Origin of the sequence: Cobetia sp. 10Alg 146 (assembly GCF_029846385.1) — a bacterium.
Lineage (GTDB): Bacteria > Pseudomonadota > Gammaproteobacteria > Pseudomonadales > Halomonadaceae > Cobetia > Cobetia marina.
In genome coordinates, this window is record NZ_JARWKT010000001.1 from 444,205 (window position 1) to 465,592 (window position 21,388).

Sequence of the window (21,388 nt, forward strand, 5' to 3'; positions counted from 1 at the left end):
TCGTTGAAAAAGGGGGGCCCCGAAAGACCCCCAATGCCCCGTGGTAAACCGTTTACGAGTTGGCGACGTCCAGCACCAGGGTGCCGAAGTCTTCCTTGCGGCCAGTCACGTCGGAGTGGAAGACCGGCTTCTTCAGGCCGAACATCTTGCCGATCGAGATACCGTGCTGGTTCTCGTAGTCGAAGCCTTCTTCCACCCAGTACGGTGCGCCGATATCCGCCATCCCCATGGCCTGGGCACCGCAGATCAGGACGCGGTTGCCATCGACGTTGCCGGCGGAACCCCACTTGGAGGAAGCAGCCATGCCCTTGGTGTTCGGCGAGTGGCGGAACTGGTGGATGACCATGCCATCGACCATCACGCTGTTGGCGCCCGCGAACAGGGTGTTCTTGTCACCGCGCACACCCGCATGGCGGACGTTGGCGATGAAGTCCGGGTCGAGCTTGAGCTGCGCCATGGTGGTCGGGCTGACAAAGACGTGGAAAATCTCGTCGTTGTTGCCGGTCTTGATGCCGCGAATCATGTTGTCGCGGGCATACGCCTGCGCCAGCACGAGAGAGGCATAGGACAGGCGGTCGCCGGCTGCGATCGCGCTGGTATCACCGTCCTCGGTGATGTCAGCACCGCCGTTGGAGACGCGCAGGTGGCGACCCTGAGTCGGCGCGGTGACGTGATCCGCGAATTCCAGGTCAGCCAGGTTCTGGCCGGTGGACTTGACCGGACGGGCAGCACCGTTCGGGCGCAGCGCGTAGTCCCAGCCTGCCAGCGTCTGGAAGCCGAGCTGATCCATACGATCGCCGAGCCAGTAGGCCAGGACGTCGCGGGAGTTCTCGCGGAAGTTGATGACCGTCTTCTGGTCGGCGAGACGGCCGGCCAGGCGGTTGGCGTGACGCAGTTGATCCAGGCCGATGACCTGATCGAAGGCACGCATTGCTTCTTCGTTGCCTTCGAGCATGTTGTCCCCGGTCACACCGTCACCTTCAAGGTCGGCGAGCAGCTGGAAGACCGCGCGGGTGCCCTTCTCGGACTTGGTCAGCTCGGTGATGCGAGTGATCATCGAGTTGGCACCCTTGCCTGCAAAGCGCATCAGGAAGGAGTTATTGCGGGCTACCCGCCACAGATCGCGTGACCAGACTGTCTTCTGCTCGTCGGTCAGCGCGGCAAAGTTCGTCAGTGCCATTGGGGCACCTCCTTTGGAAGCTGATCGACAGCCTTGGTAGGGAAGCCGGACGGCTGTCGTTAAGCCGGTTCCCAGACCGTGTCGTGGTCTGTACGAAACACATCCGTTTGCGGCGGGTGGGCCACGCGAGGGACGATCTCGCGGTTGATACTGTGATTATAAGCAGTGCTTATCTAATGGGCAAACCAATTTGTCCAGGTAATCCGCCTTGAGGACTTCTGCCATGGGCTGTGCGCCCATCATCTCGGCCATCTCGACGAAATGCGCGATACCTGCCGGGTGTAGCCGCAGGCTAATCGTCTCGTGCGGGGCGCCACACCCCGGGATGACCTCGATCCAGCCCTCGCTGGTCAGCGCCTCGATCGCAAACTCGGCCTGGTCTTCCGCTGCCATGCGCGGGAGCAAGGTGAGTTTGAGAAACCGGAGGATGCCGTAGGGCCCCAGGTAGGAGAAATGGCGAGCGTCGTCCTTGTCGATCTCGATGAACTCGATCCGGGCCTCCCCAGGGGGGTGGCCCAGGACCGAGAAGCGTTTGAGGTCATCCGGGAGCGCGGCCATCATACCGGGTTCAGCTCTTGTGCCAGACGGTACCCCTCCATGCGCCACAGCTCGTTGACGGCCTTGGTCATGGCGTTCTGAAGCGCGTAGACCTCGCCCAGCTCGGCGTTGAAATTGGCCGGGTCCACGCAGGCACTCATGCCTTCCGCCACGGTGAAGCCATTGGGCAGCATCAGCACGCAGTAGGTGGTGGTATTGAGCACGAAGTAATGCGGCTCAAGCTGATCGCGCAGCGCATCGATGCGCTCGACGGTGACCTTCGTTTGCTTGTCCATTACAGGTAGTCCCCACGGGCACGGGCCAGGTCCTCGTCCGACAGCTTGTCGAACTCGGATTCCGGCAGTGTGTTGACGTCCGACTGCCCATCGTTGCGGGTACCGGGCGTTTTCGGTGGCTGGCGGTTGGCCATCTCGCTCTTGCGCTCCAGGTCGCTGTTCGGCTGGGGCTCGGCCTGAGCCTGGGCTGCCGGTTCCTGTGCCGGTGCCGGGGCTGGCTGGCCGGCCTTCTGGATGCCGTAGCGCAGCGCCACGGTATCAGCGGCTTCGCGCAGTGCGTGGCGGGGCTCATAGCCCTGCTGCATGTAGAAGTCGCGCAGTGCGGTCGTCTCGCGCAGGACATCTAGGTCGTGGCCTTCCTTGGTCTGGTCCATGACCGGGTAGTCCTGGATCACCTTCTCGGCCTCGGCCTGAAGCTCCTGGTGGACGCGCTGCTGCTGAGTGGTCTGCTGCGCTTCCTGGCGGGAGGACTCGCGGGCCTCGTTGAGCCACTGATCGCGCTCGGCCTGGCGAATCTCGGCGCGCAGCTGGCGGGCCTTCTCCGCGTCGCCATCGAGGATCGCTTCGTGGTACTGAGCATCCAGGGCCTCGAAATCCGGGCCCTGCGGCGGCTGCTGCGGCTCCTGTTCCTGCTGTGCCTGCTGCTGCGGCGGCTGATCGGGCTGCGGCTGCTGCTGGCGCTGGATTTCCTGCAGGCGGCGTTCAAGCTCGGTCTTCTCGGACTCCAGGCGGTGGCGCTTGGCCACTTCCTGATCCAGGCGGTACTTCGGCACGCGCAGGCCGTTGTCGTCTACTTGGGGCTCCGGCTCGGCCTGCTGCTGGGGCTCCGGCTCGGCTTGCTGCTGGGGCTCCGGCTTGGGCGCAGGTTCCGGGGCAGGTTCCGGGGCAGGTTCAGGGGCCGGCGCGGGCTCCGGGGCCGGCGCCGGCTCGGCGTCATCACCGCGATCGAGCGGGGCGTCACCGAAATCGTCATCGTCGAGGGGGTCACCCCCGGCGAACATGGCATCGAGGTTGTAATCCGGTTCCTGGGTATTACTCGTCGGTCTGGACATCGTCGTTCCTCGCGGGGCGTTGTTCGCCATCCTTGCGGTTGGCGTTGATCCAGGCGGTGGAAATCTGGGTTTCCTGCTGGAGGTTCTGACCGCGCATCTGCGTCAGGCTGGTCTGCTCCTGGCGCTTCTGCTGGGCCTTGTGGGACTGCTCGGACAGCTGGATACGGGCCTCGAGCTGCTGCAGGTGCTTCTGCACGTCGGCTTGCAGCTCCATGATGCGAATCTGGTTCTGGATGGCGGCAGGATCGGCCTCGGACGCGGTCTTCGCCTCGATGTGGCCGGTTTCGGCCATGAGCTTCTGGAGCGCGGCCTGCTTCTTGCCAAGCTCGAGCTTGATGTCCTGGATTTGCGCCTGCTGCTGGAACTGCGCCATCTGCATTTCCTGCTCGGTCGGCTCGGCCATGCCCTGCTGACGCTTGAGCATGTCGGCGATCTCGGTGCGCTTGGCCAGGTGGCTGTATTCGACCAGGACGTGCGGCGGAATCGGCACGCCGGCAGAGGCCAGCTGCATGGCCTCGTTGAACTGGCTATCCCGGAAGGTGTCGGTGGCCGGCTGCTGGGTGACCACGATGCCGTACTCCCCCAGGGTGATGTCGTTATGGATGCCCTCGGCGGTCTTCTGGTTGATCACCAGCTCCTCGTCCTCGGCATTCGGGTCCAGATCGTTGGAGATGAACAGGACCCGTTCCTCGGTGTAATACTCCTGCACCAGCGAAAGGATCACCTGGGCGATCATGTGGCGGGTGCGAGCGAGGTTGTCGAGCGGCTTCTGTACCTGGACCTGGCCCCGGGAAATCTGCGACTGCAACGCGCGACCGGACATCTCGGCGCTGGCGTTGCCCTGCATGGCGTCGTGGATGCCCGAGATGTCGCGGATGGATGCCTGGGACTTCATCGACAGGCGGTCGATGCCGGTGGGAATCTGGTTGGGCTGAATCTTGCTCGGTGCGGTGGTGCCGGGGTTGTAGCGCAGCACCAGGCCGGTTTTCGCGCCCTCACGCTCCAGGTCGTTGACCGACATGCCATCGGCCAGTGACCCCTCCTCGATCATCCAGCCCGAGTTGGCCGTGGTGTTGACGATATGCAGCTCCTGGGAGGACAGCTTGTTGTGCTGCTCCTGGGGGCTGATCAGGTTGCGCACCATGCCGAATGGCCGGCCGCGACGGTAATACGGGAAGAACGGCACGATGGTGAACCGCGTATACGGGGACCAGTCGTCGTGCAGCACCTGATTGCCCGCTGTCACCGTCCAACGAATCTTCATGATCGTCTTGTCGATGATCTGCAACTGATTGTCGCGGGCGAACGCGGCCGCGCGGTCATCCGTCCACGCATCGGGCACCGGGCGGATATCCCCGCGCGCGCCGACGAATACCTTCGCCTTGTGTGGTCTACGCCACTGGCGTTCGACGATACGCACCGACCGGATGGTGCGGTCCTCATTGCCGTGCTGCCCTACCACGCTGCGGGTATCCCCGAACGTGGTCTGGAAGCGATAGCAATCGAGGGTGTCGTCGTGGTCGGCCAGCTCGGCGTGTGCGCGGATGGCGTCGGCCTTCTCCTTCCCGTACTCGACCTCGATGTCGTCGATCGAGGTCCAGCGGGTCTTGAAGAACTCCTTCCAGTCCTCGGGGTCGTAGGACTTGGCGTCGGGGTCCGGGATGATATCGGCCGGGTCCTCGACATCGAGCTTCACTTCCCCGAAGGCGTTGTGGTCGAAGTCGATGCGCACGTCGAAGTAGCCGCGATCGTTGATCAGGCCGTCAGCAAAGACCTCGGATTCCTTCCAGTCGTATTTCTGGTCGTCGAGGATGTACTGCACCAGCTTCTGGAGCATCATCGCGCGGTCGGCGTCGGCCTTGCGGCGCGGCTTGAAGCGGATATCGGCCCGGTTGGCCGCCTGCTCGCCCAGCACCGTGTTGACCGCCGGCAGGATGTGATTGATGGTCAGCGCCGGGCGACCGGCCTCCTCGAGCACGCGGCGATCGGCCTCGGACCACTGCTCGCCGTAGTAGAAGGCGTCGAATTTCCGCGCCTCCTCGACGTACTCCTTATGCCCCGCATCTCGGGCGCGGACGTAACGGTGCCATTGCGTGCGGGTAATCTGGGAATCGTCCATGGACATAAGGCGTCGGCTCAGTAGTGGTGCGGAATAGGCTTGGTTGAGTATAAGCAGTGCTTATTATCGTATCAAGACGACATGGCACTGCCCTTGGTGCCGCTGACCACATACTGTTCGAGCTTGTCGCGCCAGGACTTCTTCGGTTTGGGCGTGATCACCGGGCGCGGGTTGAACTGCTCGATCATCTGCCCGATCCACGCCAGCGCATCCACCTGGTCATCGTGCTTGCCGTTGGGGAAGCGCAACAGCTCGGTCACCAGGTCATCGAGCCAGGGCGCGGAGCGCGGGAAGAAGACCCGGTGCATCTCGATCAGGCCGCGCACCGGACTGGCACGCACCTGCTTGTCGCGCTTGCCCGGCTTCAGGGGCTCGATGCGCATGCCCATCTTGCGGCGCTGACGCTTCTGCTCGTTGATCAGCGGCCCCAGGGCCAGTTCGATCTGCCCACGCTCCGCGCCCATGATGGCCGGTCGCCAGCGGTCATAGCAGGCGAACATCTGATCGACGATCTCAAGCGAGCCCCAGTGCCCCCGGTACATGTCCAGTACCCACACGTTGAGCGCCCGATCGATGCCCACCACGATGCCGACGGTGTAGTCGTTATGTTCCTTGGTGCCGATGGCGAAGTCCCAGGCCGCGTAGACCGTGAGGTCGTCGAGGTCGGGCCGCTCGGTGGGCGTGTAGTAGCGGAAATCGGGCAGCTTGAAGTAGTCACCGTCCTCGGCCACCGGGTCCTGCTGGTAGAGCGCCTGCCAGTCACGGACACCCACGGCGTTCTTGATGCGCGTCAGGGCCTCGATCGGGTAACGGTCAGGGTGCAGGGGCTCCCCCTCCTTGCGGAAGGCTTCATCCTCGGTGGCGATGGCCGGATAGCGGATGACCTCCCAGCTGTCGCCCTGCCCGTTGGCCTCCTGCTCCAGCAACCAGCCGGCGAGGTCGTCATCGTGCCAGCGGGTCAGGATGATCAGGATGCCGCCACCGGGCGCCAGGCGGGTGTAGGCGGTCGAGGTGTACCAGTCCTTGATCGAGGTCCGGGTGGTGGCCGACTCGGCCTCCTCGCGGTTCTTCACCGGGTCATCGATGGTCAGGATATGGGCACCCCGGCCCGTGATGGGGCCGCCGACACCGGCCGGCACGAACATGCCCCCGCCACGGGTCATCCAGCCTTCCGCGTTGCGGTTCTCGGCATCGAGCCCCTGCTTGGGGAAAATCTGCCCGTAGCGCTTGTCCTGGAGCTGGGCGCGAATCTTCTTGGAGAAGTCCGTGGCCAGCGACGCGGAGTAGGACGCGGTGATGATGTCGTGCTTGGGGTAGTTGCCCAGGTGCCAGGCAGGGAAGTTCTGTGAGGCCAGCAACGACTTCCCGTGACGCGGTGGCATGAACAGCATCAGGCGTGGGGACTTCTGCTCGGCCACCTGACGCGAAAACCGCTCCAGCCGGCGGCAGATATCCTTATGGACCCATCCGGCCTGGTACGCCGGATTCTGGTAGCGGACATAAGGCAACAGGTGCTTGCGGGCCAGGGCTCGGCGGGCCAGCTCCTGGCGGGCCAGCAGGCGGGCTTCGGTGGCTTCCTGCTCCTTGGCACGGGTTTCCTCGACCACTTCCTCATACCGGGCTTCCAGGGCGGGGGCAGCGGCCTTCACTCGCTCCTTTCGGGCCGATTCCATCTCATGGTGCTCGCGGAGACGGCCAATGGCTTCTGCCGTGGCTGCCGCTTCCGCCGGCCGTTTCGCTTCCCGTTCGGCAGTGACTTCCTTCCAGGCTTCATCGACAAGCTGTTTCGGGCCATTGGCAGGCTCCCCCCGTTCGATGCTGCGTTTGATCAGGTCGTAGGTCGTGGTGCAGCTCGGACAGCGGCCCTTCTCGTCCATCATGTACTTGGGCAGGTCCATCGCGCAGCCGGTGCAATTCATTGGACCTCCTCGAACTCGGCGTCCTCGGCGTCGGGCTCCAGGTCATCGGAGCCGGCCAGACGCACCAGCTCGTCGGTGTCCATCTCGCAGACCTTCTCGTAGGTGACCTCGGCATTGATGCTGACTTCGCGCTTCTCGGGCTCGTAGCAGCCGTTCATCTTGCCCAGCTCGCGGATGGCCATGATTTCCTCGGTGGCCGTGGCCGCCTTGGCGTGGGACTCCATCAGCATCATGTTGAGCATGTCGCGGTTCACCTCGACGTGAGACGCCATGTAGAGGTCGCGCAGGTAGGACAAGGTGCCGGCGACGTGGGGGCGTGCCTGCACTTCGGGGATTTTCGCGGGTTTGATGCCGCTGGCCTTGGCCGCCGGCATGAGGGGGACCCCACGCAGGAGGTGTTGCACGAAGGTCGCTTCCTGGGGGTCAAGGGACGCCAGGCCGAGGACGCCTGCCGTATGGCGAATCTGATCAATGTCCATGGAGGGTGGCCCTACGGTAATAAGCAATGCTTATAGTATGGGCCAAAAGATTAACGCTTGTGAAGCAGGCAGATTTTTTACTCGGGGTGTTCGACCTCATAGGCCAGGTAATGACACTCATAGGCCCGTTGAGTCATTGCCTTGCGCATTTCGGTGGTAGCTTGCGGGTTCCCGCGTAAGGCGAGGGCCAAGGTGTCAGTGCCCTCGGTCGTGTCCTCCAAGGCTCGTTCGAGCTGTTCCTGCTCCATCTTTTCGGAGAAATCGAGGGGACTGATCTTTTTACTCCAGGCGCGGTGTTGCGCCACGGTCAGATAGCGCTCGTAGTAGTCTGCGCGCTTCATCAGGTGCTGAGTCATGTCAGCGTAATCGTGAGTACGATCCCGGAAGCGTTTCAGCTTCGGTTTCATGCTCAGGGACGCGAAGTCGATACAGGCTTTGTATTCCAGGAAATAATCATAGGCGGTGTCCGAGTCCACAGGTTGCTGGGCGTGGGCCGTGGGTGCGAGGCACAGGGCCGTGGCGGCGGTGAGGAGCAAGCGTTTCATGGCAAAAGTCCTAGTACATTGAGCCTATGACGAGTCTAGGTGTGAACGTGCATTATCGTATATGATACATTAGTGATTCTTTATTGTCATTTGAATAACATACTAGCCATCTATCAAAGTCGAGGTTATATATCATGCCCAAAAATCAAAAGCGCTCAATCCCCTCCCCAATAATATCAATCTTAATGGATGAATTAACTCCCCTTAAATCCAGAAACAAACTTGAAAGCATGTTTATGTATGCAGGAATAGAAATAAATCCAATCGAACCAAAAGCTCAAATGGTTAAGCAAACGCTTGAAGAAGCCAATTTTAAAGAGCTAGATCCATTATCAAAACTTGGAATATTCATAAAGCCAATAATGGACCACAAAGAAGAAGAAGTAGGGTGCCCGTGGGATGATGAAGAGGTCAAACCTAGCAATGATGAAAAACTTAAACGCCATCTGAAAGAAACGTTAGACAAATGGGGACTATGTTACCATAAAGACGGCACTATAACGAACGGAATTTCACCATCTTCCGCTACACTAGAAGAACACTTAAAGATTAAAAGTGTTCCAGCAATAGAAGAGGAATTCTACCGTGCTATAAAAACAGCCAGCACGGAACCTAGGCAAGCTGTTTCAGCTGCATGCAACATTCTTGAGTCCTTGTTCAAACAGTATATACATGACAAAAAACTAGATATCCCAGCTAAACAGGATATACAGGGATTGTGGAAGGTAGTTAAAAATGATCTGGGTTTAGATCAAAGTATTACTCAAGACAAAGATTTAAAAGGAATACTTCAAGGCATTAATAGTATTGTCAGTAATACTGGTTCTTTCAGGACACATGCTAGCGTAGCACATGGCGAAAGCCCTAAGAGATATAAGGTACTGCCAAGACATGCAAGGTTAGTCGTTAACTCTGCGCACAGCTTGGCTTTATTTATATTAGAAACTTGGGAGGATCGAGATCATGCCGCAAATCAAAACCAGATCTGATATAAGCGGATCTCTATTTCATCTAACTCGTGCTCGGACTGGTAAGAATCCTAAAACAGGCTTGCAAGTTCTATGTGAAATACTTGGAACTAAAAAGATTAAAGGTAGTGGTAATTTAGGATATGTGAAAGGCAAAGTTGAGGCATCTTGCTTTACCGAAAGCCCTCTTTCATCCTTGATTGAATACTTGCCAACTGAAGATAGCAAGTCTCGCTATGAATGCTATGGAATTGCTTTTAGTAAAAAATCGGGATTTAAAGCAGGTGCAAGACCGGTAATATACCTACCGGACAATGAATCTCAATGGATACCAGAACAGGAAAAGTGGAGACTCGTACAGCTCTCTTACGATCATGGTATAGATTGGACTCATGAACGCGAATGGAGAATAAAGGGAGACTTAGATTTAAGTCAGCTAGCAGGGTTCTATATCATCCACCACAACCCATCCGAACAAAAAATTATTAGAAGACATCTTGATGAAAAACTAAAAAAATTGGTTCGTGGTTATTTGCCAATGGAGCACTTAGCAAAAATATTGTAAGTACCGGGTCCATGGGCCCCCCCGTTGCCCGTCAACGGGGGACCCTTCCCCCTTTTCCGAGTTCCGCGACCCCCCACCCCGGCCCCTCGCCGATGAACCTACTTTCGAGGCCCCCCACCCCCCGTCCGAGGACCGAGGACAGCGGACCCGGGAGCGAGGTCAGCGGCCTACGGCCGCGGCCCTCACTCCCCTGAAAAGCGTTCCCGATTCGAGAAGCGTGCTTCGTGCATGGACAGCACCGAAACGAGCGTTTGATTCAGCGCCCGCGAGCCCCCGCAATCGCGTGCCCAACCGTGGCCCAACAACCGGGACACCCCAACAAGACCGTCAACCATGCACCCTACAGCCTGTCCCAGTTTTTGCGAAAACCGGGGCAGCCGCCCCGCGACCAAGGACCAAGGACCGTGGCCAATCGGCCGCTGATCCCCGCAACGTGACCGCTGGGACACGACTCAGGACCGAGGACCAGGGCAAAGGGTGCTGATCCGTGCCCATTCCTTCATCGGTAAGCTCCGTGAATGCCCTGAATGCGACGCACGAAAATCCGAGCATATTAGTTTTTTCTTACCTGTCGCGGCTAACAGACTCCGACAAAGGTAGCAGGAATAGAGCGAAGTAATGGGATCGAGAACATCGATAGCGGATTGCCTATTGACGGACATGGAGCAACTGAGCAGGTCAGCGTTAAAAGGACCTTCTGTCCCGGATGGCCAGTCAACGCAAAAACTGGCCCTCAATCCGGGACAGCGTTTTCGGCAGGCGTTTCAATGGCTTACAAAATCGTGGCCCAGTTGGTCCAATTTCTCCCTATTTCCGCACCTCTATACAGTGCTTTTTATACGCTATAGAGGGCCTATTATTGCCCTTTTTATGCAATCACTAACTTAAATAGTTTAAGTAAAACTGGGACAACTGGGACAGAAAGGTCTGGAACCCGCATGGTTGAGCGGCCCGTGGCCTCTGTCCCAGTTTTCGCACATTGAACCCACAACTGGGACAGCAAAACCCGCCATCGCCCTGTAGCCCGCGCCACTGCTGGCCTCGCGCCAAATGGCCCTCAGCTGTCCCAGTTTTTTTCAATCCGGGACAGCGGAAAAATGTCGAGTAACAAACGTGAAGGCCCTGACTCCGTCAGGGCCAGTGCGTGAGGCCCATGTCACATCCCGTGACTCAACCGGAGCCTTGACCATGATCAACCTGATCCTCGACATCCTCACCGGCCGCAGCCTGCTGGCCTTCGCCCTGCGCCTGATCGCCCTCGCTGGCCTGATCGCTGCCTGCCTGACCGTGGCCCACCCCCTGACGCTGCTGGTCATCGCCCTGGCGTCCGTCGGCAATGCCTATCTGTTCGCCTACCTCACCCGCGTCACCCTGACCTTCTTCCGCAAGCGTGCCGACGAGAAAGCCCGCCAGAAGGCCGAGGAGGAGCGCCGCTTCGAGCAGGCCCGTGACATCACCCCGCGCGAGAACGCCGTCCAGCGCCGCGCCCTGGCCCAATTCTGAGGAGGCTGACCATGGGACCTTTCCTGATGATCTCGATCGCCGCTGCCTCAGCCCTGTTCGTGCTGATGATCAAGCTCAACATCCGCCGCGTGCTGGGCTATGACGCGGCCGTGGACTTCATCTCGACCACGATGTTGGTCGGCATGTTCTCCGGCACCATCACCGGCATGGCCGCTGCCGTGTTCGCCGGCTGCCTGCTGTCGATCATGCTGTTGATCGCCAAGAAGCTGGTCGGCTACGAGCGTCTTGAACGCGTCGGATTGCAGCTGCGTTGGCGCTATTACCCACCGGCCTGGCGCCAGTAACCCCCACCATCGTCTAACGGGGCTTCCCTTGAGGCCCCGTTGGTTTAACGTAATATCTGCATTAGCAGCATCGCAACACACATAAGAAATGGAGTTCCCCAACAATGACCGCCATGTTTGATATAAGCACTGCGAATATTGGCCAACGCCAGTGCCTGTCACGCCTCGACACCGCCCTGCTGCCCTATGCCGCCCAGGGCCCGTATGCCAGTACCCACAACTGGCCCTACTACCTGATCCATGGCGAGAAGCAGACTGTCTCGGTCCGTCGCATCAAGAAGGAGGACGTAGGCGAAACCTTCGTGGTCTACGAGAACTTCGGCGACTACACTCAGAAACAGCGCCAACACCATTGCCCAGATGTCGAGCACCTGCACAACCTGCTCGACATCCTGATCTAGCTCCCAGGCCCTTGCCCTCTGGCAGGGGCCTTTTTCCGTGTCCCCCAGGCCCCGCCTTCGGCGGGGCCATTGCGTGCCGGTCGTGAACCCATCCAGAGGATCACGACCATGATCATCACCCACACCGTCCTGTTCTGTGACTTCAATGGCGACATGCACGATCAGCGCTTCATCACCCGGCAAGCGGCCATCAACTTCGCCTTGGGCCTGATCGAGAACGGCCATGCCACGCCTGACATCTATGATCAGGCGGGGCGTAGCGTGGCCATCCCGGACACGGCCGGCGCGCGCCCGTTCTATTACCCCCCGCTGTCAGCGTGAACCCCAGGCCCCGCCTTCGGCGGGGCCATTGCGTGGCAGTCGTGAACCCATCTGAGGAGAACACGACATGCCACACGCCATCGATCATGGATCGGATTACCTGCACAGCCTGCCGGAGCCGCAGGACCCGCTGGAACTGCTGTTGCAGGCAGAGGAACAGGCGCTGGAGGACTGGGACGACAGCCGCGACCGTCCCGACTTCGCCCGCGTGGGTCGGACAGAGTACATCCGGCAGCGGACAGCGTTCCTGCTGAAGTGAACCGAGGGCCCCTGCGGGGGCCCTTTGTCGTGGCAGTCGAGGCCCTGACTTCGTCAGGGCCAGTGCGTGAGGCCCGTGTCACATGTCGTGACACCCAACCGGAGCCTTACCCATGAGCCGATACAACCAGAACGATCTGCGCGACCAGATGAGTGACCAGATGGCCGACTACGAGGACACCGCCCCTTGGGAGGATGCCCCTGTCGCCGCCGCCACCACTTCTGCCCAATCCGAGGACACTGCCATGACCACCCAGACCACCGCCGCTGCCACCACCGACACTCTCGATGCATTCTTCTCCCAGCTGGGGACCTACCCGCGCCAGAACGTGCTCGAGCGCCTGATTCAGACGCTCGTCAGCGAGTCGGCCCGCGCGGCCCACTTCGCTGACCGCATCGAGTTCGGCGACGATGCCATGCACGCCTGCGGCGAGCCGCTGGAGCTGGACGAGGCCGGTTTCGTGAAGTCGCCGGTCGATCTCGACATCCGCCCCGAGCCCGACACCGCTGGCGTCGAGCCGCGTCGTCTGTCCGAGAAGCAGTTCGAGCTGCTCAATTCCCTGCGTGACGACGAGGTCGCCGCCCTGGAGATGGTCAGCGAGCTGGCAGACGTCTTCCGCGCGATCTGCGGCGACGAGATCGCCTTCAGCACCCGCCGCACCGAGCAGGGGCGCTACGAGAAGCTGACGAAAGCGCCGTCGGCCCTCAACCACGAGTATCAGCGCGCACACGCCGCATGGCTGACCAAGCTGGCGCGTGATCAGGATGCGCAGAACCGTGGCTTCAACGCCGCTGGCAGCGAGTCGCTGACTCAGCAGACGCGCCGCCGTCGCGCCAGCGTCATCGCCAACCTGTAACGGCCCTCGGCCCCTCGCCATTGGCGGGGGGCCTTTGTCATGACTGTCGAGAATGTCGTGCTGCTAGGCCATCTTCCTGTGGGCTATCATCCACGATCTCTCGACACCAGACTTTGAAACAACGATCTTTCGACACCAGACATTTCAATAATTAACTGATTTAATTTTGGCTCCACTGACCTTAGTAGTTCCAGCTCACTTTCATAACCTTCTTCATTATCAAGCGCACCGGTTACATTCACATCATTGCGAATGATTTTAAGGCTCTCTTTTGTAGCTAGCAGCCTATTGACGAACAAAGAGTCTAGCATAGTAGAATTTACTACTAAAATTTCTTCGATCTGTTCCTGTAGTTGCCGAAAAATTTTCAAATCTGGATAGCAAGGAAAGTCCTCATTAAAGTCCATAGCCAACTCACCATACCTATACTCTTCAACAAGATACTCAAGCGCATAGATAGTATCTGCCAAAGTTTTCCGCAGCTTCATCAAACTATCTTTATTGGTATTCCATATCCGGTCTCGCTTTAGCCCCTTTTCATGCATAAAATACACACACACGGTTGTGAAACCTACCGCTACTAACAACCAATCCGTTAACTTTGCCTCCGAAAAAAACTTCAAATCGCCCAAATAACCCAATAACAACCCGCATATAACTCCGAGAGTAAATTTCCACATAGCGGGCCTCAACTTAATAGAAAAAATCTGACTTTAGATATTTGATAAATTCTTCATCTTGGAACAGCATAACTCCAGTCGTCTCAGCTACCTCATAAGCAGCACGGGTGTATGAAGAATTCGTCACAACAAATGCATGACCAACATGGTAATGCTGCTTAGCTGTATATGCTTCTTGTACTGCTTTATTTCCAACAGGAGTGGAATAAAGCTTTAGCTGGACGACTGCTGAGTACCCAAGTTTACGTATAACAAGATCTGCACCATGGTCACCCGAAGACTTTGTCAGCTCCACATCGAACGGTGTTTCTCGTTCAATACGTGCATGCATATATGCCTCGTATTCTAACCCGGTGCCTGTAAACAATTTAGCATTATCTAGCGGCTCAGATTCGGCTTCTGGCTCTACCTCAATATCAAGATCGAGGATTTCTTCCTCGATTTTTTTTCGCGCCTTTCTAACAACGCGACTGAGATATCTCTCACCACCTTCCAATGAAAAATTTAAAAACAGGTCATCTTGAAAGTTTCTAACCATAACCTTAGAGTCATCATTGTAACGGGAGAATCTCAAGCAAGGGTCGTTGCTTTTCGCAATGTAAATTATTATTTGCCTAATAGTTTTAAGTTCAATATCAAGATATTCATCATTAATAATATCCCAAAGCGTTCCATCAATTTCCTTACTGTTCTTTCGACTAGAGACAAACCTTTTGATTTTTTTACGAAAGTATTTTAAAGCACATTTCTCTCCAATACCAATAACAATACACTGAGAAACAAAATATGCCAAAGCATCATCATAATTTCTAGGCAAATACAAGGCGCTGTAATTATTTTTACAATCAATCTTGTAATAAGACTCCCTAAACTCTCCCATATCTACCACAACTTGATCGAAAAAGTAGACTATTAAGTTTTCTTTAGGTGAAGAGCCTCCCCCTGACAATAAATAATTCCCCATATTGCCGAACTTAGTAATTTTCTTGTTAGTTAAAGCCAAATCAATTGCATTGACGAAATCTTTGAGCTGCTCAGGATAGCCCTTAAAGAACTTAATAACCTTAATCGTCAATTCATGGTTTTGACAAAATGATGATTCTTCAAGCAATAATATTCCCGTAACTTCGCGCAAAAATCTATTATTTAATTTCACACCGTCTTCATCTATCTCACAATGCCTCAGAGCTTCATAATCTGATATTTTTACATCAAGAGCGATAGCAGCCTGGTGATAACTTTCATACTCTTTATCCATGAACACGGCTTCTGTTTCTAAACTCTCTAAGCGATCACGGATCTCAGCTGCTTCGAGTATTTTCGTATTTTGCTGCCGAGTCTTCTTTTCTTCTATATCTAGCAGGCCTTCGAGTCTATGGTCCCAAATATCTATATCGCCACTTTTGCACTCAGACTTAAGCTTCTCTAACAAATGATTATTATTAGCCTCTTCTAGCATCCTCGAGTTCGCCTGACGACGCTGCTTTTCTTCCACGCTTATCAAACCTTCGAGTCTACTGTCCCAAATATCCATACCTTTAACTTTTGTAGTAGCTCGTAACTCATTTAACCAAGTATGAGACTCCGCATCTTTTAACATTTTCGAATTCGCCTTGCGACGCTTCTTTTCCTCTATACTTACCGAACCTTCGAGCCTATTATCCCAAACCTCTACATCACCAACTTTAAATTCAGGTATAGCTTTCCTTACAAAAGAATTATTTTTTGCATCTTCTAACATTTTCGCATTCGACTGACGACGGTTTTTTTCCTCTATTCCAACCAATCCTTCGAGTCTAACGTCCCAAACATCAATATCATCAACTTTACAGCTAGACTTAACACTCTCTAAATAACGATTATTTTCTGCATCTTCCAACATTTTCGTATTAGCTTTACGCCTCCTCTTTTCGTCATCTTCAACATGACCTTCGAGACGATCATCCCAAATATCATACCCTTCCTTCGTTGATACCTTCATCAGTCTCTTGACATACTCATCATTGGCCTCTTGTTGCATTGCATTCTTATTATAAAAATGCCAGAGAATCGCGATACCCAAAATGGCAGTAATGATTAATGCTTCCATGCTCGTTTCCTAATTCCTATTTTGTCTAGCTTACCAAACAGGGGGTGCTTTTTCCTCGGCTTGACACCAAAATAAGCACTGCTTACCGTTACTGCGTAGCCTCAAGGAGAACCGCCATGTACTCGCGTGAAAGTTACGTGAACCAACGCACCAGCCACCACGACTATTACGTCCAGTTCGTGGGTCCCGAGGAAATGGACAAGGTCGAGGACGTGATCGGCCGCGAGCGCATCCTGTCGAGCATGGACTATCACTTCAACGACATCCCCGACGACGAGTGGGACTGTCTGGGCATCGCCCCGACCTACGAGGAGCGCGCCCCACTGGCCGGTGACAGCCCCTCGAACCGTGGCCGCCGCTGCACGTTCAAGGCCGCTGCCCGGCTGATCCGCATGACGCACGCCCCGATTCACCCCTGGGTGGTCGAAGCCCGCCTCCCCGGTGGGCAACGCACCCGGGCCACCTGTCTGGGCACCGTGGACGGGCTCCATCAGCGCCACGTCGTTGAACGCACCCCGCTCCATGACCAGGAGCCGGCACCGGAACGCCTGACATTTCTCGCCATGGCTTCTGTATAAGCACCGCTTACCAACAAGGCCCCTACCATGTTCCCGAATTCCCATACCGAGCAACTGCTGTCCCTGAGCACCTGCCATGTGCCCCAGGCCGAACTGTCCGTGCTCAATGATGCCATCCGGCACCGCGCCGCCAACGGCATCGTGCGCGATACCGCCACCCTGCTGATCGTCGATGAGCAGGTCCCCCACCTGCCCCAGGACAAGGTCCCGTTCCTGATCGACCTGGCCCTGCTGGCGTCCCGCACCGGCCACACCTGGCTGAACCTGGATCGGGATGTCCCCCCGCTCCTGACCCTGCCCCAGTTCGACTGGGAGAACCCCCGCTCGCACGACAACGTCACCCTCGCCTATCTGGCCCTGGGCGCGTCACAGGCCAAGGAATTCTCCCAGGCGGTCGATGCCCTGGAGGAAGGCGAGCTGGGTTTCATTGGCCGTGTGACGGAATTCGCCCCGATCCTGGACATGGCCTGGCGAGTCCTCGACAAGACGGACGTCCCCTACGAAGGCGTGTTCGCCTACGACATCGCCGAGCCCGTCGGCCGCTGGCTGGTCAAGCAGTACCTGATCCGGGACGAGTTCCCGCGTCCCTTCCTGGTCTATCAGCACGCGCTCTCGCTGATGGGTGTCAATGAACGCATGGCCGAGGGTTTTTGATATGCCATCCCTGCTCGCTACCACCAACGGGCTGCACGCCCGTGACCTGATCAACCGCCTCAAGTCCCTGGGGTGGACCAACATCGCGGTCACCTTCGAGGACGAGGTCACGCCCCTGGAAGGCAACAGCGTGGACACGCTGATCGACGAGCTGCTGGCCACCGACGAGCCCAGCACCCTGCTGGCGACCTCCCCCGGTGGGCACGAAGTCGGCGCCCTGGTGCTGATGTACGACGTCGATGAGAAGGACATCGTCATCGACATCGCCAGCGACAACGAAGCCGCGATGAACGACTTCGAACGGATCGATGAGGCCATGAAATGAACATGCACATCGGAAGCATAAGCCAGGGCACCCTGCGCCCGCAGGACCTGATCCCGACCTTCCTGGCCGCGCTCGCCGAGTACGACAGCGCCGCCCACGAACAGCTGGTCGCCCAGCCGCACCCGCCGATCCCGGCCTATGTCCAGGACGAGGGCGACGACAGTGAGTGGTGGGATAGCGAGGAAGCCGCCTTCCTGCAGGAGGAGCTGATCAACGCCCTGGAGAACGCTGCCCCCGACGGTACCTACTTCGGCACCCACGAAGGTGACGGCGCCGACTTCGGGTTCTGGTCCCTGGGCCAATGGCGGGTGATCACCGAGGACGATGAGGTGCTGTCCACCCACGACACCCAGACCGAGGCCGAACACGCCCTGGCCGTTGCCCTCGACCATGAACACGACGCCTACCTGCAGGCACCGGGAGACTACTGATGAACCTCAAGGACCAGACCGTTCAACAACTGCGTGACTCGGGCCACGTCGTCATCGTCTGGACCCCGGACGAGATTGGAGACGCCGATGGTGGCGTGCTCGAGGAGGTCGCCATCGAGCGTGGCAACACCTACCTCGAAGACTTCGACGAGGAGGAGTGAACATCTGCCACCCGACCATGACGGTGTACCGCGCCCGCGTCCAGCAAGGGGCACGGGTCTTCACCCTCGAATTCCTGGCCGGCGACATCTGCCACGCAGAACTCAAACTGGACCACTACGGCTTTGACCCTGACAGCGTGCTGGAACTCGACGCTGCCCCTTCGCGCAACGCGCGTCCGCTGCACCCCATCACCATCCTGTAGGAGCGACACCATGATCATTCTGGCAACCATCCCGCTGGCGCTGGCACAGATGTCCGACCTGGTGGAGTACCAGACCGAGGAGCACGCCATTCAGCGTGAGTTCTTTTATAAGCAGTGCGAATCGACCGGCCGGGTCCACCTGGGCTACGGCAAGATCGAGATCGTGGACGAGAGCGCGATCCGCCACATCCAGCGTCCGATCTTCGTCAATGTCGGCACGACCTGGGTCACCAGCACCGGCCAGGAGGTGAAGATTCTGGAAACCCGGGCACCGGGCAACCACCCGATCATCGCCATGCAGCTCGGCGGCACCATCACCCGCCTGTTGCACTTCGGCATGGACGGTCGGGTCAGCACGGACCCGAGCCACCAGCTGGCCTACCCCGCGCCGCTGCGCAACGAGAAGCGCATGACCATCGCCAACCTTAAGGAGGTCAAGTCGATCTCATGAGCCATTTCACCGTGGAAGGACGCCGCTGGTTCGACGGCCAGAACACCTACCACAGCGTCCACGTCCAGATGTTCGGCGATGACGATTCGCCGCCGCAGCAGCTGACCGTGCCCTTCGCCTATGGCGGGGGTACTCAGTACGAGCTGACCGCCCTGCGCCACCTGCGCGACTTCGGGGTCCTGCCGCCGGCAGGCCCCAACCACTTGCTTCCTGCGATCGAGGCCACCGGGGCCTCCCTCAGCAGCAGCGTCACCGACGTGGAACGTCGTCGGAACCTTCACTCCCTTGGCCAATAAGGACAATCAGTCATGAACCTCTATACCCCGAAAGACCGCAACGGCAAGACCTTCCACGTCGGCGACCTGGTCGAGATCGGTGAAGGTGCCCCGGAAGAGTTCCACGGAGACAAGGGGCGAGTGAATCGCGTCATCCGTCTTGAGCACCTGCCTCGGATACCGGCCTTCACCGGACAGCAGGCGATGCTCTCGCAACACCCGATGATGATCCTGGACGACGAAGACGGCGAAAGTTCCGCAGTTTTCGCCAACACCCTCACCATCCTGGAACAGGGTGACGGTGAGGAGCTGGTCTTCGAGGTGACTCCCCAGCCTGTCCCCCAGGACGCCGATGGCCGCGACATCCAGGTCGGCGACAGTGTCCGCATCGGCGGCGCGCGCGTGAAAGAGGAGCACCAAGGGGTGGTGCGTACCGTGGAGAACCCGAACCCGCCGATGGAACGCATCGCGCTGATCAACCCCGAGCTGTTCATGCTGATTCAGCTCGGTATCGCCCCGCCCGAAGGCCACATCGAGCTGGAAGACGGTGTGGTGCATATCGATTCCATCGAGGTGGTCGCTACCGCTGCCACCGTTGACACCGTCCACTAACACACAGGAACTGGCCATGAAGGTCTACACCTACCTCATCGATCGCAAGGACTTCACAGGCTATGCCAAGAACATTGCCCTGGAGGGCCAGGTGCTCTACCCCGGTGGGCAGTCCGTCGAGGACTACCTGGCCGCGACCCCGGGCACCGAAGCCATGACCGAGGAGGCGTTCGAAGCCTTCCAGCAAGAGTGGCAGGACGCGCATTACCTGAGCGACCCGGCGGCCGTCATCGACGAGCTGGCCTTTGACGAGGCGCTGAATGTCCTGCCCCCCCTGCGCTACACCCGCGAGAACGGCATGGTCAGTTTCCTGATGTCCGAATTCACTACCGGCAGCATTACGACGATGTACGCCAAGTGCGACGGCGTCTGCCTGTGCAAGGCGGTGGACGTCCGTCGCAAGGATACGTGGATTTCGCCTGCCGATTTCGATAAGCACCGCTTACCAACCGAGGGGTTCTGCGAATGACTATCCAGATTCATGGCGCCTATCTGCGCGCCACCAGTGACGAGGTCGAGGAGCTGCGTGGCCTGCTGGCCGAGAATGATGGCTATCAGATGCTGTCCATGGAAATCCGCCTGTGCGACCTGACCGACAACACCAGCCCGAAGAACGTGGCCCATCTTGTGGCGCGCAAGCTCGGCGACGACGACCTCGCCCAGTCGATCCAGAACGAGCTGGACGAACTGCTCTGTGACGACACCGACAACCTCTGGAACCTGATTCAGAAGACCATCAAGGACTGCGACCAGCTGGACTGTGTCACCACGGTCGATGGGCTGGTGCTGGCCGACTGGCACCAGAAGACGCTCACCCATCTCACGCCCGACCACCCGATGGACGACAACGTCTTCGACTCGGTGGCCAAGTACCTCGATGCACGGGCCCTGGGCAAGTATCATCTGTGCGTGCCCTACATCGACACCCTGTCCGGTACCTCGCTCAAGCACGACCTGGCGGACCTGCGCCGCAAGTACCTCCAGACCTGGGCGCACTCACGCATCCCGGTCACCGACCGCGCCGCCATCAGTCAGGACTTCGCCCTCTGGCTGGATGAACAGGTCCACAGCGAGGCATGCGAGGAGGCCCTGGCCGCCCAGGCCACCCTGGGGGAAGTCATCATCCCTCGCCCCTCCATCGAGATGCGCTGCCGGCAGGCGGTCATCGCCCTGACAGCGGGGTACCTCGGCGCGGCACCCTACGACTTCCAGGCCATCCAGAAGCTCACCAATGACGTCGAGGAACTGGAACTGACCTGCCGGCTCTACGCCGACGACCTGATCGGCTGGCTCAACAGCGTCTGTCGTCCGGTCGGCGCGGCCTACGCCACGCTGGTGACGGCCGACCCGCAACCGCTGCCCAGCCACAACGTCATCAACCAGCTGATCCGCGATCACATCAACACCGCCCTGGAGAACGCTGATGGATGAGGCAACCAGGGCCCGCTATCTGGCCGACCCCAACCTTTGCCCCTTCTGCGAGAGCAACGACCTCGAAGGTGGCTCCGTCTCGATAGATGACCGACACGCCCGTCAGGCCATCACCTGCCTGCACTGCTACGCGATCTGGGTTGATCAGTACCACCTCAGCGACATCACTGACATCGATATCCCGAAGAAGTGA

Annotated in this window: 30 protein-coding genes; 20 read left to right on the forward strand and 10 right to left on the reverse strand. The window is 58.2% G+C overall.

Annotated features, from left to right (window positions below):
* Positions 1–52: 52 nt before the first annotated feature.
* From QD172_RS01810 to QD172_RS01845, 8 genes are all read right to left on the reverse strand, one after another.
* A complete protein-coding gene (locus QD172_RS01810) occupies positions 53–1,180 on the reverse strand; it encodes a N4-gp56 family major capsid protein (RefSeq protein ID WP_279839931.1) in 1,128 nt (375 codons plus the stop codon).
* A gap of 156 nt (positions 1,181–1,336) precedes the next feature.
* On the reverse strand, positions 1,337–1,741 hold the full coding sequence (locus tag QD172_RS01815; protein WP_279854700.1) for a hypothetical protein: 405 nt from the start codon (positions 1,739–1,741) through the stop codon (positions 1,337–1,339).
* Entirely contained in the window at positions 1,738–2,013 is a 276-nt protein-coding gene (locus QD172_RS01820; RefSeq protein WP_279854701.1) for a Gp49 family protein, read from the reverse strand. The genes QD172_RS01815 and QD172_RS01820 overlap by 4 nt, the downstream gene beginning before the upstream one ends.
* On the reverse strand, positions 2,013–3,065 hold the full coding sequence (locus QD172_RS01825) for a hypothetical protein (protein WP_279854702.1): 1,053 nt from the start codon (positions 3,063–3,065) through the stop codon (positions 2,013–2,015). Before QD172_RS01825 ends, QD172_RS01820 begins: the two co-directional genes overlap by 1 nt.
* Positions 3,046–5,184 (reverse strand): hypothetical protein, encoded by a 2,139-nt coding sequence (locus QD172_RS01830; protein WP_279854704.1) that lies wholly within the window; start codon positions 5,182–5,184, stop codon positions 3,046–3,048. Before QD172_RS01830 ends, QD172_RS01825 begins: the two co-directional genes overlap by 20 nt.
* A 71-nt stretch (positions 5,185–5,255) precedes the next feature.
* The gene (gene terL, locus QD172_RS01835; RefSeq protein WP_279854705.1) at positions 5,256–7,103 is read right to left on the reverse strand and encodes a phage terminase large subunit; all 1,848 of its coding nucleotides are present in this window, start codon (positions 7,101–7,103) and stop codon (positions 5,256–5,258) included.
* Positions 7,100–7,582, reverse strand: a complete 483-nt coding sequence (locus QD172_RS01840) for a hypothetical protein (RefSeq protein WP_279854706.1) — start codon at positions 7,580–7,582, stop codon at positions 7,100–7,102. The genes terL and QD172_RS01840 overlap by 4 nt, the downstream gene beginning before the upstream one ends.
* A 77-nt stretch (positions 7,583–7,659) precedes the next feature.
* On the reverse strand, positions 7,660–8,127 hold the full coding sequence (locus QD172_RS01845; RefSeq protein ID WP_279854707.1) for a hypothetical protein: 468 nt from the start codon (positions 8,125–8,127) through the stop codon (positions 7,660–7,662).
* A gap of 134 nt (positions 8,128–8,261) precedes the next feature.
* Here QD172_RS01845 and QD172_RS01850 point away from each other — a divergent pair, with 134 nt between their 5' ends.
* From QD172_RS01850 to QD172_RS01885, 8 genes are all read left to right on the forward strand, one after another.
* Positions 8,262–9,116 carry an abortive infection family protein gene (locus QD172_RS01850; protein WP_279854708.1) on the forward strand — a complete coding sequence of 285 codons (855 nt, stop codon included), beginning with the start codon at positions 8,262–8,264 and terminating at the stop codon, positions 9,114–9,116.
* Complete coding sequence (locus tag QD172_RS01855; protein WP_279854710.1) at positions 9,091–9,660, forward strand: hypothetical protein; 570 nt, start codon at positions 9,091–9,093, stop codon at positions 9,658–9,660. The genes QD172_RS01850 and QD172_RS01855 overlap by 26 nt, the downstream gene beginning before the upstream one ends.
* A gap of 1,188 nt (positions 9,661–10,848) precedes the next feature.
* Complete coding sequence (locus QD172_RS01860) at positions 10,849–11,163, forward strand: hypothetical protein (protein WP_279854711.1); 315 nt, start codon at positions 10,849–10,851, stop codon at positions 11,161–11,163.
* Positions 11,164–11,174: 11 nt separating this feature from the next.
* On the forward strand, positions 11,175–11,468 hold the full coding sequence (locus tag QD172_RS01865; protein WP_279854712.1) for a hypothetical protein: 294 nt from the start codon (positions 11,175–11,177) through the stop codon (positions 11,466–11,468).
* A gap of 113 nt (positions 11,469–11,581) precedes the next feature.
* Positions 11,582–11,869 carry a hypothetical protein gene (locus QD172_RS01870; protein WP_279854713.1) on the forward strand — a complete coding sequence of 96 codons (288 nt, stop codon included), beginning with the start codon at positions 11,582–11,584 and terminating at the stop codon, positions 11,867–11,869.
* Positions 11,870–11,977: 108 nt separating this feature from the next.
* On the forward strand, positions 11,978–12,190 hold the full coding sequence (locus tag QD172_RS01875) for a hypothetical protein (protein ID WP_279854714.1): 213 nt from the start codon (positions 11,978–11,980) through the stop codon (positions 12,188–12,190).
* Positions 12,191–12,257: 67 nt separating this feature from the next.
* Positions 12,258–12,449: a hypothetical protein gene (locus tag QD172_RS01880; RefSeq protein ID WP_279839946.1), complete on the forward strand. Its 192-nt coding sequence runs from the start codon at positions 12,258–12,260 to the stop codon at positions 12,447–12,449.
* Between the two features lie 112 nt (positions 12,450–12,561).
* On the forward strand, positions 12,562–13,305 hold the full coding sequence (locus QD172_RS01885; RefSeq protein WP_279854715.1) for a hypothetical protein: 744 nt from the start codon (positions 12,562–12,564) through the stop codon (positions 13,303–13,305).
* An 86-nt stretch (positions 13,306–13,391) separates the two neighbouring features.
* Here the strand turns inward: QD172_RS01885 and QD172_RS01890 are convergent, their stop codons facing one another.
* Both QD172_RS01890 and QD172_RS01895 read right to left on the reverse strand, forming a co-directional pair.
* Positions 13,392–13,985 (reverse strand): hypothetical protein, encoded by a 594-nt coding sequence (locus QD172_RS01890; protein ID WP_279854716.1) that lies wholly within the window; start codon positions 13,983–13,985, stop codon positions 13,392–13,394.
* A gap of 13 nt (positions 13,986–13,998) precedes the next feature.
* Positions 13,999–16,074, reverse strand: coding sequence for a restriction endonuclease (locus tag QD172_RS01895; protein ID WP_279854718.1), 2,076 nt, complete (start codon positions 16,072–16,074; stop codon positions 13,999–14,001).
* 116 nt (positions 16,075–16,190) lie between these two features.
* On the opposite strand from QD172_RS01895, the gene QD172_RS01900 reads away from it, so the two are divergent.
* The 12 genes from QD172_RS01900 to QD172_RS01955 are packed head-to-tail and all read left to right on the forward strand — an operon-like array spanning position 16,191 to position 21,388.
* Positions 16,191–16,652, forward strand: coding sequence for a hypothetical protein (locus QD172_RS01900; RefSeq protein ID WP_279854719.1), 462 nt, complete (start codon positions 16,191–16,193; stop codon positions 16,650–16,652).
* A gap of 27 nt (positions 16,653–16,679) precedes the next feature.
* Complete coding sequence (locus QD172_RS01905; RefSeq protein ID WP_279854720.1) at positions 16,680–17,306, forward strand: hypothetical protein; 627 nt, start codon at positions 16,680–16,682, stop codon at positions 17,304–17,306.
* Position 17,307: 1 nt separating this feature from the next.
* Positions 17,308–17,631, forward strand: coding sequence for a hypothetical protein (locus tag QD172_RS01910; protein WP_279854721.1), 324 nt, complete (start codon positions 17,308–17,310; stop codon positions 17,629–17,631).
* 2 nt (positions 17,632–17,633) lie between these two features.
* Positions 17,634–18,062, forward strand: a complete 429-nt coding sequence (locus tag QD172_RS01915; protein ID WP_279854722.1) for a hypothetical protein — start codon at positions 17,634–17,636, stop codon at positions 18,060–18,062.
* Positions 18,062–18,223 (forward strand): hypothetical protein, encoded by a 162-nt coding sequence (locus QD172_RS01920; protein WP_279854723.1) that lies wholly within the window; start codon positions 18,062–18,064, stop codon positions 18,221–18,223. The genes QD172_RS01915 and QD172_RS01920 overlap by 1 nt, the downstream gene beginning before the upstream one ends.
* Positions 18,220–18,426 (forward strand): hypothetical protein, encoded by a 207-nt coding sequence (locus QD172_RS01925; RefSeq protein ID WP_271302921.1) that lies wholly within the window; start codon positions 18,220–18,222, stop codon positions 18,424–18,426. The genes QD172_RS01920 and QD172_RS01925 overlap by 4 nt, the downstream gene beginning before the upstream one ends.
* A gap of 10 nt (positions 18,427–18,436) precedes the next feature.
* Positions 18,437–18,877 carry a hypothetical protein gene (locus QD172_RS01930; protein WP_279854724.1) on the forward strand — a complete coding sequence of 147 codons (441 nt, stop codon included), beginning with the start codon at positions 18,437–18,439 and terminating at the stop codon, positions 18,875–18,877.
* Positions 18,874–19,173, forward strand: a complete 300-nt coding sequence (locus QD172_RS01935; protein WP_279854725.1) for a hypothetical protein — start codon at positions 18,874–18,876, stop codon at positions 19,171–19,173. Before QD172_RS01930 ends, QD172_RS01935 begins: the two co-directional genes overlap by 4 nt.
* Positions 19,174–19,185: 12 nt before the next feature.
* Positions 19,186–19,764 (forward strand): hypothetical protein, encoded by a 579-nt coding sequence (locus QD172_RS01940; RefSeq protein WP_279854726.1) that lies wholly within the window; start codon positions 19,186–19,188, stop codon positions 19,762–19,764.
* Between the two features lie 16 nt (positions 19,765–19,780).
* Positions 19,781–20,233, forward strand: a complete 453-nt coding sequence (locus tag QD172_RS01945; RefSeq protein ID WP_279854727.1) for a hypothetical protein — start codon at positions 19,781–19,783, stop codon at positions 20,231–20,233.
* The gene (locus QD172_RS01950) at positions 20,230–21,195 is read left to right on the forward strand and encodes a hypothetical protein (RefSeq protein WP_279854728.1); all 966 of its coding nucleotides are present in this window, start codon (positions 20,230–20,232) and stop codon (positions 21,193–21,195) included. The genes QD172_RS01945 and QD172_RS01950 overlap by 4 nt, the downstream gene beginning before the upstream one ends.
* Positions 21,188–21,388, forward strand: a complete 201-nt coding sequence (locus QD172_RS01955) for a hypothetical protein (protein WP_279854729.1) — start codon at positions 21,188–21,190, stop codon at positions 21,386–21,388. Before QD172_RS01950 ends, QD172_RS01955 begins: the two co-directional genes overlap by 8 nt.